The sequence below is a fragment of the Brevibacterium mcbrellneri ATCC 49030 genome, from assembly GCF_000178455.1.
In the GTDB taxonomy this organism is placed as follows: domain Bacteria; phylum Actinomycetota; class Actinomycetes; order Actinomycetales; family Brevibacteriaceae; genus Brevibacterium; species Brevibacterium mcbrellneri.
Genome location: NZ_ADNU01000032.1, coordinates 60557 through 77113, shown reverse-complemented (window position 1 = coordinate 77113; position 16557 = coordinate 60557). Strand labels below are relative to the sequence as shown.

Genomic DNA, 16557 nt, shown 5'->3' with positions numbered 1-16557 from the left:
CACAGCCGAATTTTATTCATGTGGGCTGGAATGGAGGAACATGTACGCGGTACAGGCACAGCGCGCAGGAGGACCAGAAGTCCTGGAGTACGTCGAAGTAGACGACCCCACCCCGGGCGAAGGCGAAGTCCTTGTCGACGTGAAAGCCACCGGCATCAACTTCATCGACACCTACCGTCGTAGCGGTGTCTACCCCATGCAGTTCCCACACATTCCGGGCACCGAAGGAGCAGGTGTGGTGAGCCAGGTGGGCGAAGGCGTCACAAGCGTCCAGGTTGGAGACCGGGTCGCGTGGCACGACGCTTTTGGTTCATATGCGCAAAAAGTTGCAGTCAAGGCAGACATGTTGGTCCCTGTCCCAGAAGACATCGACTTTGACACTGCGGCTGCGATTCTTTTGCAGGGACTCACCGCGCACTATCTGGTCACGGGTTCACACCGCATTGAACCTGGCCAGACAGCACTCGTTCACGCGGCTGCCGGAGGCGTGGGGCTGTTGCTGACCCAGCTCATTACGCACATGGGCGGAACAGTTATTGGCACCGTGAGCACTGAAGAGAAGGCGCAGCTTGCCCGCGAAGCCGGAGCCCAGCACGTATTCCTGTACGGCGAAGGTGTTGACATCGCACAGACCGTCCGTGACCTCACCGACGGTGAAGGTGTTCACGTGGTCTACGATGGCGTGGGCAAGGACACGTTCGACGCGTCCCTGGACTCGCTGCGTGTGCGCGGTTCACTTGTTGTGTTTGGTGGCGCAAGTGGTCAGGTTCCACCATTTGACGTGCAACGCCTCAACAGCGCGGGTGGCGTCTTCTTGTCTCGTCCGTCGCTGCAGTGGTTTGTGCGCACACCTGAAGAGCTGCGCGAACGTAGCGAGGATCTTTTCACCGGGCTCAAGGAAGGCTGGTTGAAGTTCCGGGTGGGAGCAACCTTCCCACTCGAAGAAGCCGCTGATGCTCACCGCGCATTGGAAGGGCGGAAAACCACTGGAAAAGTGGTCTTGAAGGCGTAGAGAAAACACTCAAAGGAGAGAGTACGTGAGCACACTCAGCACAGGCGGTGCAGTTCTAACGGCGATTCGTAACTACGGTGTCGACACCGTTTTCGGCATCCCAGGAACCCACAATTTGGAGTTCTACCGGTCGCTTAAGGACTTGGGAACGCGAGTAGTGACCACCCGTCACGAACAAGGCGCCGGTTACGGTTCTGACGGTTGGTCCCTCCAAACGGGACTTCCGGGGGTGGTCATTACCACCTCGGGACCGGGGCTCCTTAACGCACTGTCTGCGGCTGCCACGTCATTCTGCGAATCCCGCCCCATGCTCATTCTGGCACCCGGACCCGAGCAGGGGGCGGAGTTCGCGGACAAGGGCACGTTGCACGAAACCAAGGACCAGTTCAGCGCTGCAGCCGCGATCGTCGAAACCGCGGTGAGGGCGACCAGCGCAAGCGAAGCGGTGGAGGCGGTTCACGCGGCGTTTGAGCGCTTTGCCACGGCTCGTCCGCGCCCCACGTACATTGAGGTGCCGCTCGATGTTTTGGAACAGCAGGTCGAGGCGGACTCGCTTGACCTTGAGGCGCGCACGTACCAGCGTCCGAGGTGCACGGATGAAGCCCTGTTAGAGCAGGCGCGTGCGGCTTTGCGCGGTGCGTCGCGCCCCGTGATTGTGGCCGGTGGCGGGTCCCGAGGTGCTGCAGAGGAACTGCGCGAATTGGTCGACACGCTGGGCGCACCGATCGTGACCACGCTCAACGCAAAGGGTGTTGTGGATGAGCACCACCCGCTGTCCTTGGGTGCGAACCTGCGGTTTACTGAAGTACGCGAGTACGCGCGCACGGCCGATGTTCTGCTGGTTGTGGGCTCGAAACTCGGCGAAGCGGAGCTGTGGGTGGAACGCCTGGAAGCCACGGGAACCGTGGTGCGCATTGATCTTGCAGAAGGGCAGGTCAACAAGAATCTCACGGCTGACATTGGCCTTGTCGGTGACGCGAAGGCCACGTTGAGTGCGCTTCTTGACGGCCTTGACGTTGCGAGCCAGGCAGGTGATTTCCGGGCAGGTGTCGCAGGGGCTTTGGAGGCTGCACGCGCTGAAGGTCTGGAGACGTCGCGGGAAAGCACGCTGATCGCCGAAGACATTGTTGCTGCGCTTCCGCACGACGCGATCGTGTCCACGGACTCGTCTCAGATCTGTTATTTGGGTCTGCTCAACGCGATCAAAGTGTCAACCCCTAACTCGACTCCGTATATGGCCACATATGCGACTCTGGGTTACGGCCTGCCTGCTGCCCTGGGAGCGCGGATCGGTGCACCGGACCGGCCCACGTTCGCAGTTGTGGGTGACGGGGCGCTCATGTTCAGTCTGCAAGAACTCATCACAGTGGTGGAACAGGGCGAAGACCTCACCGTGATCGTGGTGGACAACGGAGGTTACGGAGAAATCCGTGCCAACGAAATCTCTGCCGGCATTGATCCTGTCGGTGTGGAACTCACCCAGCCTGACTGGCCACTCATGGCCGCGGCCAGCGGAGGGCACGGCGTGGCAGTGGACGACCTCGGGCAGCTGAAAGACGCGGTGGCCAATGCGGTAGAAGCTGGCGGTCTGCAGCTCATCCACATTGACGCGAAGCGTTACACCACGGCCGGTTAAGTGTCTGGTTCGTGGCGCAGGGACGGCGCCAGGACCAGCGCACCCAGCACGCATCCGGTGAGCAGAACCCAGGCACCAAAGTAGGTGAACAGTTTCAGTTCTGGGGTCAGGGGTGGGCCAAAGTCGGCGCTCATCATGACCACACCACCCAAGATCAGTGCGGTGGCCAAAACGGTTTGGACGCCTTTGTCGACGACGTTGCGGACCAGACCCTTGATCGCGCTGAGATCAACGCCCGAGGTGCCGATGTCTAAGCTGCCGTCTTCCAGGTGACGTACCACGCGGGAGACCTGCGCGGGCAGGTCAAGGGCCAGGGATGACGTGGTCAGGGCGTACAGCTCAGAGTCTTTGCGCACGGTTTCCAGGGACAGGGATTCGCGCAGGATTCCACTGGCCTTAGTCCGTGCCAGGTCCAACATGTTGATGTCGGGGTCGATGTAAGCGATGCTGCTTTCGAGCGTTGCCAGGGCGCGCAGGGCCTGAGCGATGGATCCGGGCAGTGAGAAGCCACCCCGGAGGAAGAATTCGAGCATTTCGTCGATCGCGGAGCTCACGGAGCCGTTGCCCGACAGGGACATGAGGATCTCGCCGATGTCACGTTGCAGCACACGTACGTCTACGCCTGATGGGGTGCCCAGCATGTCGAGGACTGCGTGGGTTGCCGCGCGGGAGTTTTGCGAATCGAACGCCATGAGGAGCACTGCGATGTCTTGGCGATCGCGCCGGTCGATGCGTCCCACTGCCCCAAAGTCGATGAGGCCGCCCCTGCCAGATGGTTCGATGATGATGTTTCCTGGGTGGAGGTCTGAGTGGAACACACCGTCGACCAGAACCTGGCGCGCGATCATCGTGAACAGCTCTTCAGCGAGTTCGTAGCGGGCAATCGTGGACAGGGTGTTAACGATGGGGCCTGCCTTTGACAGGACCTTGCCGTGGACATGTTCCATGACAATAACGTTGGGGCCAGACAACTCTTCGAACACGCGTGGGATTCTCATGAGTGTGCTGCCAGACTCCAGTGCGGATTCCCGGAGGAGCTTCATGTTGCCGACTTCGCCACGGTAGTCCAGTTCGTCATTGAGCGCGTCGACGAAGTTTTCCGCCAGGCGCACGATCCCCATTTTGCGGGCCCACCCGGCCATCCGTTCAATCTGGGTAGCCAGGGTCACGACGATATCGGAGTCTGCCCTGACTTGAGCGCGAATCTTGGGACGCTGGACCTTAACAACGACCTCGGTCCCGTCATGCATAACAGCCCGGTGCACCTGCGCAACGGACGCGGCCGCAAGCGGGGTGCGGTCGAAACTCGCAAAAACCTCATCGACGCCCCTCCCCCACTCTTCTTCCAGATCCGATTCCACTTCAGCGAAGTCGACGGCGGGCACGTCCGACTGGAGCTTGGAGAATTCTTCGACGAACACAGTGGGGACGGCGTCGGCGCGGGTAGCGATGAACTGCCCCAGTTTCACGAACGTCACCCCGGCGGCAGCAAAGGCCTCGGCTGTGGTTTTTGCGATCTCACGCATGTTGAGGCGGAAGCTTGGGACACGCGGGCGCAGGTACCTCACGAGCCCGAACCGAATGAGGATGCGTTGAATTTGCGCGAGCCTGCGCATGCGCCGGTATCGCACGGGAATGCGGGTGAGCGAACGCACCACGTTGGTCAGGGAGCCGGACGGGATGATGATTTCGATGCCCAGCAAAAGCGTGATTTGGATGACCACGAACCAGCCGAAAAGCAGCAGGAACACCATGATCGCGGCGAAGCCCATTTCGGGGCCGGGAAAACTGCCGTGATCGTAAATCTTCAGGATCTCGAACGCTTGGAGCGTGATAGGCCACAGGCTCATGCCCATCACCAAGGACACGATTGTGTTGCGAAGTGCGCCCGTTCCCACGGATACCACGCGACGGACCAGGACACCCACGACTACTGCATTGAGTAGTCCCAGGAGTATGGTCCACACAATCGTTTGCATGAGAATCCTTCCCCCTTTATGAGTCTCGCTCTACAAGGTGAGACGTAGGCGCCGGTAGTCCTCGGTGAGGTTCATGGCTTTGAGCGATTCCACGGTGTCGTGACCGGCGCGAGCGAACCGGCCGGAGAACGAGTCGAGTTCCCCGGATACGAAGCCCAGTGCCAGGTCGATGACGTCTTGTGGTTTGGTCCAGTCGTCATCACCGCGCCAGTCGTGGACTGGCATGGAGGTGGTCATATCGGAGCGGATGACACCTGGGGCGAGTTCGAAGATCCGCAGCCCCTTGTCATACCCGTAGTGATGGACGGAGTCTGCCAGCCTAAACAGCGCGACCTTAGACGCCGAATATGCCGCATACTGCGGTGTTCCGTGCGAGCCTGAGCCGGAGTTGATGTCGATGATGCGGGCGGGCTTGTGCGCTTCTGCCTTGCTCAGCAGGTACGGCGCAAACGCGCGAATCATGTAGAACGGCCCCAGCACGTTGGTGGTGATGGTGCGCTCCAGCTGTTCCGGTGGAACGTCCCACACGGGGCCCTCGGGGGCTTCGATGACGCCCGCGTTGTTAATAAGAACGCCGAGGTCGTCCCCGGTTTCCGCTTCAACCTCACGGACCCGGGAGAGCAGGGTTTCGATTGCTTTGGGGTCGGTAACGTCGACGCCTTCCCCGTGGACGCGGTCGCCGTGCTCTATACCCAGCTCTGTGGCCAGTTCCGCGGCGTGGGCGCTGGCCCTGGAGGCGTCCGTTGCCGTGAAGATGACGCGGTGGCCAGCGGTGAGGAATCCGCGGACCAGGTAGTTGCCGATTCCGCGGGTTCCTCCCGTGATGAGCGCGATTGTCATGAGCGCACCTCGACGCCGAACTTGGCGTGGGCGTTGTCGGTGGCCTTCACGCGCAGAGCCGAGGCTTCGTCTGCGGTGAGAGTGCGGTCGGCGGCGCGGAAGGTCATGCGGAATGCGATTGACTTCTTGCCTTCGCCCACTTGGTCACCCGTGTACAGGTCGAAGATGTCCAGGTCTTCGAGTTCTGGCCCAGCACCTTCGCGCAGAGCACGCGCAAGGTCTGCGGCAGGGACCGATTCGTCCACGATGAGTGCAACGTCTTGGCGTGAAACTGGGTAGGTGGACAGGGCACCGTCCCACGCGCGTTCCAGCGAGTGCGCAAAGAGCACGTCGAGGTCCACTTCGAAGGCGCACGTGCGGGCGGGCAGCCCCAGGTTTTCAATCGCCTTGGGGTGGAGTTCACCCGCGTGCCCCACCACGGTGTCGCCCAGTGTGAACTCTGCGCAACGGCCCGGGTGGAATGGTGCTGTTTGGGAAGAGCGCACGTCCAGGGTCAGGCCCAGGACTCCTGCGATGCGGTGGACGAGGTCGATTGCGTCGGTGGCTTCGACGTTACGGCCCTTACCCCACACTCCCAGGCGCTCGATCTTGCCGGTCATGACAGCCGCTGCGTGGAGTGGCTGCGGTGGAACGGCTGAACGCAGGGTCGCGAGTTCTTCCTCGGTTGGGTGGTAACCGGGTGCGAATGTGCCGGTTGCGGTCGCCTGTGCTTCTGGTTGCGTGACCAGACCGGTTTCAAAAACGAATACGTCTTTGAAACCGCGTCCCAGGTTCTTGTTGACCGCGTCCGGCAGGGTCGCGAGCAGGTGGGAGCGCAGAAGTGGCTGGTCATCAGCCATGGGGTTGGCCAGGCGCACCATTGTGCGACGTGGGTCGTCTGCTTCGAGGAGCAGCGCGTCGCTACGGGTATCTGCTGTGAACGGGTAGGTGAGAACTTCGGTCAGTCCCACGTGAGCCAACAGGTTCGAAACTGTGCGCAGAGCCTTTTGGCGGTGTGTCAGGCCCGATCCGCCCGGCGCTTGGGGCGCTACGGAAGGGATCTGGTCGTAGCCGTTGACGCGCGCAATTTCTTCGATGAGGTCCTCGGGCCCCGTGAGGTCCGGGCGCCAGCTGGGCACTGTCACGGCCAGGGTCGATTGCCCATCAACCGCGTGGTCGACCTTGCATCCCACTGCGGTGAGAGCGTTCTCTACCTGCTCACTCGTGTAGTCGACACCCACGCGCTTGGCGGCAGCGTCGGCGAGGAGTGGGATCACGGTAGGTTCCGGGACAGATCCGACGACGGTCATCTCGGGCGCAATGGTGCCCCCGGCAAGTTCGTGGATCAGCTGTGCGCAACGCATGGCGGCGGCCGGTCCCAGGTGTGGGTCGACTCCGCGTTCGAAGCGGCGGGCGGCTTCGCTGGGCAGTTTGTGGCGGCGCGCAGTGCGTGCGATCGTCACCTTGTCGAAGTGGGCGGCTTCAATGATGACCGAGGTGGTTGTTTCGCTGACCTCGGTGGCTTCTCCGCCCATGACGCCGGCCAGTCCGATGACGCGCTGTCCGTAATGGGCTTCGTTGAAGTCCTGTTCAGGGTCCCCGGCGGGGGTTCCGGCGTAGTTGTCGGTGATGAGCAGGTCTTCCGGGTGGAGTTTGCGCTCAACGTCGTCCAGGGTGGTGAGTTTCTCCCCGGCGCGGGCGCGACGCACCGTAATTTTGGAGCCGAGCTTGTCTGCGTCATAGGCGTGGAGGGGCTGGCCCAGTTCAAGCATGACGTAGTTAGTGATGTCGACGACCAGGGACAGTGGTCGCATGCCGGCTTCCAGGAGGCGCTTTTGCATCCAGTACGGGCTTGAACCCTGTGCATCGATTCCGTCCACGCGCATGGCGGTGAAACGTGAGCAACCGTGCTGGCCGTGGATGGGCGCGGTGTCCTCGAGGTCCACACGGTAGCCGTCCAGGGACGGTGCCGGGACGTCAATGTTGGCGGGGTCGTTGAAGGTTTGGTTCTTCAGCAACGCGTACTCGCGTGCGATGCCCCGCATGGACAGTTGGTAGCCACGGTCGGGGGTGACGTTGACGTCGAGCGTGGTGTGGTCGAGGCCTAAGAGTTTGATGGCGTCGTCACCGGGTTCACCGGTGAGCCCTAGGTCTTTGAGCACGATGATGCCGTCGTGGTCTTCACCCAGACCCAACTCACGAAGCGAGCAGATCATGCCGTCAGAGACGTGGCCGTAGGTTTTGCGGGCCGCGATTTCGAAGTTTCCAGGGAGCACTGCGCCGGGCAGGCACGCGACCACCAGGTCACCTTCGACAAAGTTGTGGGCACCGCACACGATTCCGCGGGGTTCGTCCTCGCCTACGTCAACGCTGCACCAGTTGATGGTTTTACCGTTGGAGTGCTTTTCCTTTTCCAACGAAAGGACGCGGGCAACCACTAGCGGGCCGGTCACCTCGGGACCAAAGAAGTCTTCTTCTTCCAGACCGATTGACGCGAACTGCGCGGCCAGCTCATGAGCGTCCGGTGACGCGGAAAGGTCAACGTAGTCAGATAGCCATTCCAGAGATACGCGCATTAGTCCATTACTCCAAACGTGTGGGAAAAGCGGAGGTCGCCTTCCACCATGTCGTGCATGTCGTTGATTCCCTCTTTGAGCATGAGGGTGCGTTCGATACCCATTCCGAATGCGAAGCCCTGGTAGACGTCGGGGTCGATTCCGGCGGCGCGCAGAACGTTGGGGTGGACCATTCCGCAGCCACCCCATTCGATCCAGCCGGGGCCACCTACCTTGTTGGGGAACCAGAAGTCCATTTCGGCGCTGGGCTCCGTGAACGGGAAGTACGAGGGGCGCAGGCGCGTGTGCGATTCGGGGCCGAACATGGCGCGGGCGAATTCGTCGAGTGTGCCCTTGAGGTTAGCCATGGTGAGTCCTTTGTCGATTGCGATGCCTTCGACCTGGTGGAAAACCGGGGTGTGGGTCGCGTCGAGTTCGTCGGTGCGGAAGGTCTTGCCGGGGCACACAACGTAGAGCGGAACGCCGCGTTCCAGCAGGGAGCGCGACTGCACGGGTGAGGTGTGGGTGCGCAGAACCAGGCCGGATTCTTTAGGGTCGGCGAAGAACGTGTCTTGCATCTGGCGAGCCGGGTGGTCTGGGCCGAAGTTCAGGGAGTCGAAGTTGAACCATTCGTGTTCAATTTCTGGGCCCTGAGCGACTTCCCAGCCGTGGCCAACGAAGTGGTCTGCGATCTGTTCTTGCAGAAGTGTCAGCGGGTGGCGGGCACCGGTCTGGGCGCGGTTGGTGGGAAGGGTGACGTCGATAGCTTCTTCGACGAGCACCTGGGCATCGCGCTCAGCCTCGAGAGTTGCCAAGCGGGCAGCGAACGCTTTGTTGACACGACCTCGGGACTGGCCAACCAGCTTTCCGGCCTGCGCTTTTTGGGACTTGTCGAGTTTGCCGATTTCCCGGTTGGCAAGGGCCAGCGGGGACTTGTCGCCCATGTGCGCAATTTTTGCGTCTTTGAGTTCGTCAAGCGTGTGAGCCGCTTCAAATGTGTGAAGCGCCGTCTCAACCGCAGCGGTTACGGACGCTTCGTCCAATGGGTCACAGGCATGCTCTGACATGGGCCTTCTTTCTGTTGTCTGGTACTTGTGCACTGGGCCGGGCTAACGCCATCTTAACGCCCAGGCTAGGCGTAGTTGTGGTTACGGGCCGATTCGTACAGGCAGACGGCGGCCGCGGTAGCGAGGTTGAGGCTTTCGGCCTGGCCGTAGAGCGGAATCGCGACGGCCGAGTCTGCTTGTTTGCGGTCTTTTTCCGGTAGCCCCCAGGCTTCGTTGCCGAATACCCAGGCGGTGGGTTGTGACAGGTCGAGGCCGGTGTCCCAGGGGACGTGGAGGTCGTGTGCCGGTGGGTGGGCGTCTGCTGCCAACACTTGGAGTCCGCGGGCGCGGGCGAGTTCGACCACCTCGGGAAGCCCCACGCCGGTCACCACGGGAAGGTGGAACAGGGAGCCGGCGGTGGCGCGCACGGTCTTGGGGTTATACACGTCGACGGAAGAGTTGGTGAAGATGACAGAGTCGGCGCCGGCGGCGTCGGCCACGCGGAGGACGGTGCCGGCGTTGCCGGGGTCGCGCACTTGGGACAGGACCACGACGAGCTTGGAGTCCTTGGTGATGGCCTGTGGGAGTTCGGTGTCGATGTGTTCGACGATGGCGACGATGTCCTGGGAGGTCACGGTGTCGGTGAGTTCGGCAAGGGCCGCCGAGGTGGCTTCCCGGATGGGGATGTTGGCGGCCTGGGCGTGTTCGAGGATGTCAGGGTGGCGTTCCGCCGCGTCCGAGGTGGCCCACACGTCAAGGATGGCACCGGTTGGGCGGGAGCGGGTTTGGCCGTCTTCTACGCCTACGGTTGCGCGGTGAGGTTTGTTGGTGGCTTGGTGGGTGAGTGCTTCGCGAACAGCTTGGGGGCCTTCGACGATGAAGCGGCCCATTTTGGTGCGCCACGAGCGTTTGGTGAGTTTCGCGGCTTCGCGTAGGCGCTTGGATTGCGGCGTGAGTGGCGGGCCGGTGAGATTGGTGGCGGGAGCATGGGAGTGGGCAGCGTCTGACATGTCAGCAACCCTAGCAAGGTCGCAGCCTAGAAATCGCGCCAAACATTCACTGAATGTTTGCTTCTCCATGCGTTCAGTCAAAATCAGCAATGGAACGCACGTACCATAACTGTGACACGGTCAGCCCTAGGAACCGTTCATGGTAGGCCTGAGCCACAGCATAAGTGGTCGCCAAGTCTTGCCAGTTCGACCGACGTTATGGGCTTCAATTTTTCGATTTTGCACCCTTCAAGATCCGCTGCAGAAGCAAAAATGAGGCTCTCAGCTACACGGTGTATGTAAGCGCGCCCGCGCGTCGCAAGCTTTCTGTCCCTAACGAGACGGTCAGTACCTGATTGCCAAAAAACGCGCGGTGAGTGTCCGCCATGCGAACCATCGACTGCAACGAGGAGACATCTATACGAAGCACACTCGGCAACTCTTGTTCTCTCTTTGTCGAGAACCAATCATGCATCTTTTCTTGCGAAACGTTCAGAACTTGTTCAATCACTTACCTAACACGTCTCGAACCTCATCGTCTCTCACCCCAAAGAACCAGCAGCCACCTACGAGCAGAAGACAGCAAGCCGCGACGCTCCAAGCAAGCGTTACACCACTTACCGAGATGAGCACTCCAGCCAGAAGCGATGCCCCAGCCTTAGCCAACCCTGCAAATGCATTACGTAACAGCGTGAAACTACCCACCCGACTTGGCGTCGGTGCTTGGTTTGTTAAAACCTGCATTGCAAGCACATTTACAGTTCCAAAGAATGCGCATAGAAACAAAAGTATTGGTGCGATAAAAGGCGAACGAACAAACACAAACGCGAAACAACTCACACTCGCGAGCGGTAACGACCATTTCAAGATTGATACTAACGAAACCGCGCCAAAACTGAGGCATGCCCCCGCAACGACACCTCCAACGGACACGGAAACCGAAAGAACAGAAAGATAGGATGCCGTCGAACCATCGACTAGCAAGTCCGCTAGTGGGGCAATCATCGTGTCAATGTACGGAAGGAACGCGCTACTTGGAACGGTAAACATCAAAACGATCACCATTATTCGCGACAAGTTTCCACCCGATGTTTCTATTTTTCGTTCTGCAGCGCTGCGATCCACTCCGCGGTTAATACGATCATGAACTCCAAATCGATGGCGTGAATCCTTATGCGAAAGCGCAACATTAGCGAAGCACAACGAAAGGCCATAGAGAGCACATGTCAAAGCAAAACACCACACAACTCCAACAACGTCTATGAGCAGCCCTGCACATCCAGCGCCAACCAGCCCACCGACAATACCCAAAGCGGTGGATTTCTGTAACACGAGCGCACCTTCTACGCCGGGAAACTTTAACCTTATTATGCGCCCCACAAACGCTTTATTGAACGCTTTTACAATGCTTAAGCTTGATTGCACCAATAACACTGTTGCCACATAGGCAGTTAGCGATGCGCTCATTACTTGACTAAGAAGAAGGACAAGAGACCCAACAACTAATATAAAATTGGAGATTGATAGGTGCCGCTCAGTACCTTTCCGATCAACAACAGACCGGAACACAATGCTTGCAATAACTCCAGGTAGATATGCAGTTGCACCGACAATGCCTACTAAGATAGAACTTTTTGTTGCAGAAAAAACAGAAAATATAAGAGCAAGACCTTGCATTGATTCGGCACAACTTGAAGTGCAGTAAAATGCTTTTAACGCCAACGCGTTGTGGTGATTCTGATGTCTATGCGATGCACTCATTACACATCCGACATTCCGGGAGGAAGCCGCTCGAGCTTTTCATCTGTAGACACTGTCCACTCCCGGAAACTCCAGCCATGACCGACCCGGCATTCGACAAAGGAACTGAGGAGGCAGAAAGAGGCCGGTCTATACAACTCAGCGCTGAGCCAGAGCACCAGACCCAAAGGCATGCAGATGAAGATGACCTTTGCGTGTGAACAATACCAGGACCTTCAGGACAGAGCTCCGCCTCACCGAGCCGAGACTCGCGCCTATCATCAAGCACCTCAAAGTGACACTCAGCTTTTGGCAGTCCAATCATGCTTAACGTCCTATACACACATCCGTTGAATGAGTCACGTACGAGAATGAGTATTCTACGAGGCGCCTGAGCTACACGTTCCCGAACTATCAACTACTGGACAATCCTACTGTGACGTTGCGCACTTTTCTTGCGCACCGTCATGAAACCTTCAAAATCAGTGGTTCTCAACAGTGCTGCAATCTCAGCAACACAACAACGTCCCTGCGCGGCAGATCCTCTCTCACAGATCCGCATAAAAAAATCGGGGCGGACGAAGTCCACCCCGATTTTTACAGACTTAGTGCGTATCAGCACCCAGCCAGCAACCTGGCCAACGTCTACTTATGCAGCGTTGTTATTAGGTGCGTTGACGTCAGCTGGGAGAGCCGACTTTGCAACCTCGACCAGCGAGGTGAAGACTGCTGGGTCGTTCACTGCCAGTTCAGCCAGCATGCGACGGTCAACCTCAACCTGTGCAGCCTTGAGGCCCTGGATGAAACGGTTGTAGGTCATGCCGTTTGCGCGGGCACCAGCGTTGATGCGCTGGATCCAGAGGCGGCGGAAGTCACCCTTGCGCTGGCGACGGTCACGGTAGCTGTATACCAGTGAGTGGATGACCTGCTCTTTTGCCTTGCGGTACAGGCGTGAGCGCTGACCGCGGTATCCCTTTGCGCGTTCGAGGATTACCCGACGCTTCTTCTTGGCGTTAATCGCCCTTTTCACACGTGCCACGTGTACTCCTTAAAAATCTAAATGTATTCAGCGGTGGTGAGCTAAGCGCGTGGCCTGGCCCACGTGCGTGTTAGCGTCAGCGACCTTTGAACTTACCCAGAAGCTTCTTGGCCTTTGCAGCGTCACCCGGAGCCAGCACCTGGTCCTGGGAGATCTGACGCTTACGCTTCGAGCTCTTGTGTTCAGCGAGGTGACGGTTACCTACGCCTTCGCGCATGATTTTTCCGCTACCCGTAACGCGCACGCGCTTCTTCGTACCGCTGTGGGTCTTCATTTTCGGCATTCTGCCGTCTCCTTACGTTTCACATCGACGCTCTTAAGCGTCGCTTCCTGTGTTCAGCTCTGTGAGAGCTTTAAGCTTCTTCGCGTGCTTCGGCTTTAGCCTGAGCTGCGCGTTCGCGCCGCGACTTCACTTCAGCCTTCGTGCCTTTCGCGCCTTTAGTTGCGCGGCGGCTTTCAGCCTTAGCATCGGCCTTTGACTTGACCGGCGCGATGACCATGACCATGTTGCGTCCGTCGACACGCGGTGCAGATTCGACAGTTCCCAAATCTGCGACTTCGTCTGCCAACTTGTTGAGCAGCTTCATACCCATTTCTGGGCGTGACTGCTCACGTCCGCGGAACATGATCATGACCTTGACCTTGTCGCCACCTGACAGGAAGCGGCTGACATGGCCCTTCTTGGTTTCGTAGTCGTGGTCATCGATCTTGAGGCGGAACCGGATTTCTTTCAAAGCCATGTTGGCTTGATTCTTCCGAGCTTCGCGAGCTTTCTGGGCAGATTCATATTTGAACTTGCCGTAGTCCATGAGTTTGACAACCGGTGGCTTGGCCTGAGGCGCAACCTCTACAAGGTCCAGATCGGCCGAGCGAGCAAGGTCGAGTGCCTTTCTGATGGCGACAATTCCAACCTGTTCTCCATTTGGCCCAACGAGTCGGACCTCTGGAACTCGAATGCGATCGTTAATACGCGGCTCGCTGATGTGTTGCTCCTTCTCAAGATGATTGTTCACGAGTGGGGCACAAAAAAAGGCCCCCCTTTGCACAAAGGGAGCCCACATGATCGCTTTCACGAACGTATCCATTTGCATGAAAGATGGAGAGATAGTTTGTACTATCTTGACCGGTTTCTATTCAAATGGTGGTAACCCGGCTACTGTAAATAACCAAGGTGGGAGTGAAACTCCGCTTTGCACAGGGACCAGCATACACGAATTGGTGGGAGAAAGAGAAATGCAGGCTTGTATGTCAAGATTATGGGCATGACGACCCACAGTTTTGACAATAGCCACATTCCCGCCGACCAAACCAGCGACGCTGAGCAGCAGGCGCTACGCGACATTGCGGATGTGCCGGCGGTTGAGATCGTTTCTTCTGCCGCGGTGCACTTGATGAGTGCAGCTGCTGTGAAGTGCGGGCTCGCCGAGGACACACCGGAGTCGAGTGGGCGGGATCTGCAGGATCTTGATGAGGCGCGCAAGCTGATCACGGCGTTGGCTGGGTTGGTGACGGCTGCTTCGACCGAGGTTGGCGATCACCATGCGCGCCCGCTACGTGATGGGTTGCGTTCATTGCAGTTGGCGTTCCGCGAAGCATCGACGATTCCGGATGCACCAGGCAAGGGCCCGGGCGAGAAGTTCACTGGCCCTGTGAGCTAGTGCATCGGTGAGCTAGTGTGGCGCCGACCTACGAGAAATAGCCTTTCATGTACTCCTGAGATCCGATACCCACTGAGTCGAAGAACTCAGCAATGTCGACGTCTTCTTTGAGGGGTTCCAGTTCGTCTTCGTTCCCACCGGTCTCCGCTTCCCTCAAACCGTCTAATGCATCCTGGAGAGCATACGGTTGCCATACGGTGAGACCGAGCTTTTCAAAGGCATAACTGGCCGGAGCCTCCGATTCGTCAATCCTGGCGCCATCGTTGAGCTTCATGAGCATCTCAGCGCATTCAATAGCGTTGATACGCGACAGGTTGTGCCCTTCCCACTCAACGTCGACACCGTCCTTCTTAGGGTTGGTCCCAAATTCCATGAACTCGACTCCGTTCGAGCCAAGGTGCACCTGGGTACATGCAGCGTGGAAGTAGAGGATGCTGTCAGTTGAGCCATCTTCGGGCCGCCCCAGTACCTCACGCACCTGCTCAGCGCTATCACCAAAGCGGATAGACCGGTCGCCGGAAGGTGTCTGAAAACGAGTGCCTACGTGTGAGATCAATTGAATCGGGTTGAGCATGGGTTCTCCTGTTTAGCGAATAGGCATTGCTCCGGCAACTTCCTCCACCCATAATATTTCTCTTGGGCTTTGGCTGGTGATGCTTAGTGGTCTAGTACCCATTCAGGGAACGGATCTGTGTAGTTTTCCCACGCTTGGACTCCGTCGAGAAGTTCGGAGTCGGTGAGGGTGGCGGTATCGAGCACTGCACGGAGTTCTGCGGTGTGAAGGTCGACACCTGTGATGCCAAGTTCTTGACCAAACGCCAGTTGTTGATCTGGGGTGTCACGTGCCGCTGGTTCTAGGGATACTGCGGGGCCAGTGTTGCTCCATAGTCCCGTGATGCCGGGGCGGCTGGCGAGCCTGACGAATCCGGCTACCCGGATGACGGTTCCGCACATGCCCGAGGTGATGACGCGGTCGAAGGCGCTGTGGAGCCGGGCTGGGTGGAAGGGTCGGAGGTTTTCGTAGAGGAACGAAGTGACGCGCGGGTGTGTACACGGTGGCGTGTGGCTTGAGTTGAGTAGTTGCACCCACCCGGGCATGGCGAGTTCGGGGCTGATGGGCAGGGTACTGTGGATGGTTGCGCTGATTGACTCGTTGTCGTTCCAGATGATGCGTGCAGTTGGGTTGAGGTGGCTCAGCAGCGCTTGGGCCATTTCCCATTCGAAGGGTTTCTCCCCTACTAGGCATATGTGGGTGGCGTATTCGATGCATCCGGCGGCGCATTGGCAGGCGGGAGTGCAGTCGTCGAGTGGCATGCCGTGTTCGAAGCGGACGTGGTGCACGTCAATATCGCTGGCGAGGTCGTCGAGTAGTGCGCGGGCTTCAACGGCTACGACGACTGCGCGTAGTTCCACGTCTGGTCGCGAAAGGGAGCCGATGATGTCTTCCACCTGCGCCGAGTGCGGGTAGTCGACGACGATTCCGGGGTGAGTGCCCAGTTCCGGGAGTGAGTCGATAAGTCGCGAGCCGGCTGTGACGGGGTCGGCGGATCCGATTGGGCTGTACCGGTATCCGAGGTTGTGGGCGATGTCGGTGGCGGTGAGGTAGCGGGCGTCTGGTGATCGACCCACGACGGCTACGACTGGGAGAAGAGTCATGGCGAGGATCTTAGCGGGACTCTTTGGCTGGCACTAAGAGCTCAATAAATATGTGTTCATATCATGCGTGACCAGGCATTATACAAGCGAGGCCGGGCGCCCTAGAGTGTGCTTTCGACATTTTCTATGACTGTCCACGAGAACTATTAGCACTAGAGGAGCTACCCATGAAGGTCCGAGCATCACTGCGATCCATCAAGAACCAAAAAGGCGCTCAGGTTGTTAAGCGCAAAGGTCGTATCTACGTGATTAACAAGCAGAATCCCCGTATGAAAGCCCGACAGAAGTAAGCACTCTTGCCCTTAGCCCTGCACTGTCATTAACCCTTCAGTGGAGCGCGCGCCAATCACTAAGGTGCGATTGGGAGGAGTGCTGGTTTTAGTACGTAACGTAAAGCCCACTAAACTATCCAAACATGCCGCCCAACA

15 protein-coding genes are annotated in these 16557 nt (G+C 58.7%); 4 read left to right on the top strand and 11 right to left on the bottom strand.

Annotated features, from left to right (window positions below; all coding sequences use genetic code 11):
• Positions 1 to 40: 40 nt before the first annotated feature.
• Both HMPREF0183_RS05520 and HMPREF0183_RS05515 read left to right on the top strand, forming a co-directional pair.
• Entirely contained in the window at positions 41 to 1012 is a 972-nt protein-coding gene (locus tag HMPREF0183_RS05520; protein ID WP_005883705.1) for a quinone oxidoreductase family protein, read from the top strand.
• 25 nt (positions 1013 to 1037) lie between these two features.
• Positions 1038 to 2648, top strand: a complete 1611-nt coding sequence (locus HMPREF0183_RS05515) for a thiamine pyrophosphate-binding protein (RefSeq protein ID WP_005883702.1) — start codon at positions 1038 to 1040, stop codon at positions 2646 to 2648.
• On the opposite strand, the gene HMPREF0183_RS05510 is transcribed toward HMPREF0183_RS05515, so the two are convergent.
• From HMPREF0183_RS05510 to infC, 9 genes are all read right to left on the bottom strand, one after another.
• Entirely contained in the window at positions 2645 to 4627 is a 1983-nt protein-coding gene (locus HMPREF0183_RS05510) for an ABC1 kinase family protein (protein ID WP_005883701.1), read from the bottom strand. The two genes, HMPREF0183_RS05515 and HMPREF0183_RS05510, sit on opposite strands and share 4 nt — an antisense overlap.
• A 30-nt stretch (positions 4628 to 4657) precedes the next feature.
• Entirely contained in the window at positions 4658 to 5467 is an 810-nt protein-coding gene (locus HMPREF0183_RS05505; protein WP_005883698.1) for an SDR family NAD(P)-dependent oxidoreductase, read from the bottom strand.
• Complete coding sequence (gene pheT / locus HMPREF0183_RS05500; RefSeq protein ID WP_005883697.1) at positions 5464 to 8022, bottom strand: phenylalanine--tRNA ligase subunit beta; 2559 nt, start codon at positions 8020 to 8022, stop codon at positions 5464 to 5466. Before pheT ends, HMPREF0183_RS05505 begins: the two co-directional genes overlap by 4 nt.
• Complete coding sequence (gene pheS / locus HMPREF0183_RS05495) at positions 8022 to 9068, bottom strand: phenylalanine--tRNA ligase subunit alpha (protein WP_005883695.1); 1047 nt, start codon at positions 9066 to 9068, stop codon at positions 8022 to 8024. The genes pheT and pheS overlap by 1 nt, the downstream gene beginning before the upstream one ends.
• 65 nt (positions 9069 to 9133) lie before the next feature.
• Positions 9134 to 10057, bottom strand: coding sequence for a TrmH family RNA methyltransferase (locus HMPREF0183_RS05490; RefSeq protein ID WP_156798162.1), 924 nt, complete (start codon positions 10055 to 10057; stop codon positions 9134 to 9136).
• A gap of 486 nt (positions 10058 to 10543) precedes the next feature.
• Positions 10544 to 11797 carry an MFS transporter gene (locus HMPREF0183_RS12805; RefSeq protein ID WP_005883691.1) on the bottom strand — a complete coding sequence of 418 codons (1254 nt, stop codon included), beginning with the start codon at positions 11795 to 11797 and terminating at the stop codon, positions 10544 to 10546.
• A gap of 628 nt (positions 11798 to 12425) precedes the next feature.
• Positions 12426 to 12815, bottom strand: coding sequence for a 50S ribosomal protein L20 (rplT, locus tag HMPREF0183_RS05480; RefSeq protein ID WP_005883689.1), 390 nt, complete (start codon positions 12813 to 12815; stop codon positions 12426 to 12428).
• A gap of 76 nt (positions 12816 to 12891) precedes the next feature.
• A complete protein-coding gene (rpmI, locus tag HMPREF0183_RS05475; protein ID WP_005883687.1) occupies positions 12892 to 13098 on the bottom strand; it encodes a 50S ribosomal protein L35 in 207 nt (68 codons plus the stop codon).
• 70 nt (positions 13099 to 13168) lie between these two features.
• Complete coding sequence (gene infC, locus HMPREF0183_RS05470) at positions 13169 to 13828, bottom strand: translation initiation factor IF-3 (RefSeq protein ID WP_083801454.1); 660 nt, start codon at positions 13826 to 13828, stop codon at positions 13169 to 13171.
• A 243-nt stretch (positions 13829 to 14071) separates the two neighbouring features.
• Between infC and HMPREF0183_RS05465 the strand changes: the two genes are divergently transcribed.
• Positions 14072 to 14473: a DUF1844 domain-containing protein gene (locus HMPREF0183_RS05465; protein ID WP_005883683.1), complete on the top strand. Its 402-nt coding sequence runs from the start codon at positions 14072 to 14074 to the stop codon at positions 14471 to 14473.
• Between the two features lie 28 nt (positions 14474 to 14501).
• Here HMPREF0183_RS05465 and HMPREF0183_RS05460 read toward each other — a convergent pair whose 3' ends face one another.
• Positions 14502 to 15047 carry a hypothetical protein gene (locus HMPREF0183_RS05460; RefSeq protein ID WP_005883681.1) on the bottom strand — a complete coding sequence of 182 codons (546 nt, stop codon included), beginning with the start codon at positions 15045 to 15047 and terminating at the stop codon, positions 14502 to 14504.
• Between the two features lie 83 nt (positions 15048 to 15130).
• Positions 15131 to 16129 carry a GTP-binding protein gene (locus HMPREF0183_RS12075; RefSeq protein WP_005883680.1) on the bottom strand — a complete coding sequence of 333 codons (999 nt, stop codon included), beginning with the start codon at positions 16127 to 16129 and terminating at the stop codon, positions 15131 to 15133.
• A 167-nt stretch (positions 16130 to 16296) separates the two neighbouring features.
• Between HMPREF0183_RS12075 and ykgO the strand changes: the two genes are divergently transcribed.
• Positions 16297 to 16419 carry a type B 50S ribosomal protein L36 gene (gene ykgO / locus HMPREF0183_RS05450; protein ID WP_005883678.1) on the top strand — a complete coding sequence of 41 codons (123 nt, stop codon included), beginning with the start codon at positions 16297 to 16299 and terminating at the stop codon, positions 16417 to 16419.
• Positions 16420 to 16557 lie beyond the last annotated feature (138 nt).

Coding starts and splice junctions, on each gene's coding strand:
- HMPREF0183_RS05460 (WP_005883681.1), bottom strand. CDS start 15,047: ATGCTCAACCCGATTCAATTGATCTCACACGTAGGCACTCGTTTTCAG.
- pheT (WP_005883697.1), bottom strand. CDS start 8,022: ATGCGCGTATCTCTGGAATGGCTATCTGACTACGTTGACCTTTCCGCG.
- HMPREF0183_RS05505 (WP_005883698.1), bottom strand. CDS start 5,467: ATGACAATCGCGCTCATCACGGGAGGAACCCGCGGAATCGGCAACTAC.
- rpmI (WP_005883687.1), bottom strand. CDS start 13,098: ATGCCGAAAATGAAGACCCACAGCGGTACGAAGAAGCGCGTGCGCGTT.
- HMPREF0183_RS05465 (WP_005883683.1), top strand. CDS start 14,072: ATGGGCATGACGACCCACAGTTTTGACAATAGCCACATTCCCGCCGAC.
- HMPREF0183_RS05520 (WP_005883705.1), top strand. CDS start 41: ATGTACGCGGTACAGGCACAGCGCGCAGGAGGACCAGAAGTCCTGGAG.
- ykgO (WP_005883678.1), top strand. CDS start 16,297: ATGAAGGTCCGAGCATCACTGCGATCCATCAAGAACCAAAAAGGCGCT.
- pheS (WP_005883695.1), bottom strand. CDS start 9,068: ATGTCAGAGCATGCCTGTGACCCATTGGACGAAGCGTCCGTAACCGCT.
- HMPREF0183_RS12805 (WP_005883691.1), bottom strand. CDS start 11,797: ATGAGTGCATCGCATAGACATCAGAATCACCACAACGCGTTGGCGTTA.
- HMPREF0183_RS05490 (WP_156798162.1), bottom strand. CDS start 10,057: ATGTCAGACGCTGCCCACTCCCATGCTCCCGCCACCAATCTCACCGGC.
- HMPREF0183_RS05510 (WP_005883701.1), bottom strand. CDS start 4,627: ATGCAAACGATTGTGTGGACCATACTCCTGGGACTACTCAATGCAGTA.
- HMPREF0183_RS12075 (WP_005883680.1), bottom strand. CDS start 16,129: ATGACTCTTCTCCCAGTCGTAGCCGTCGTGGGTCGATCACCAGACGCC.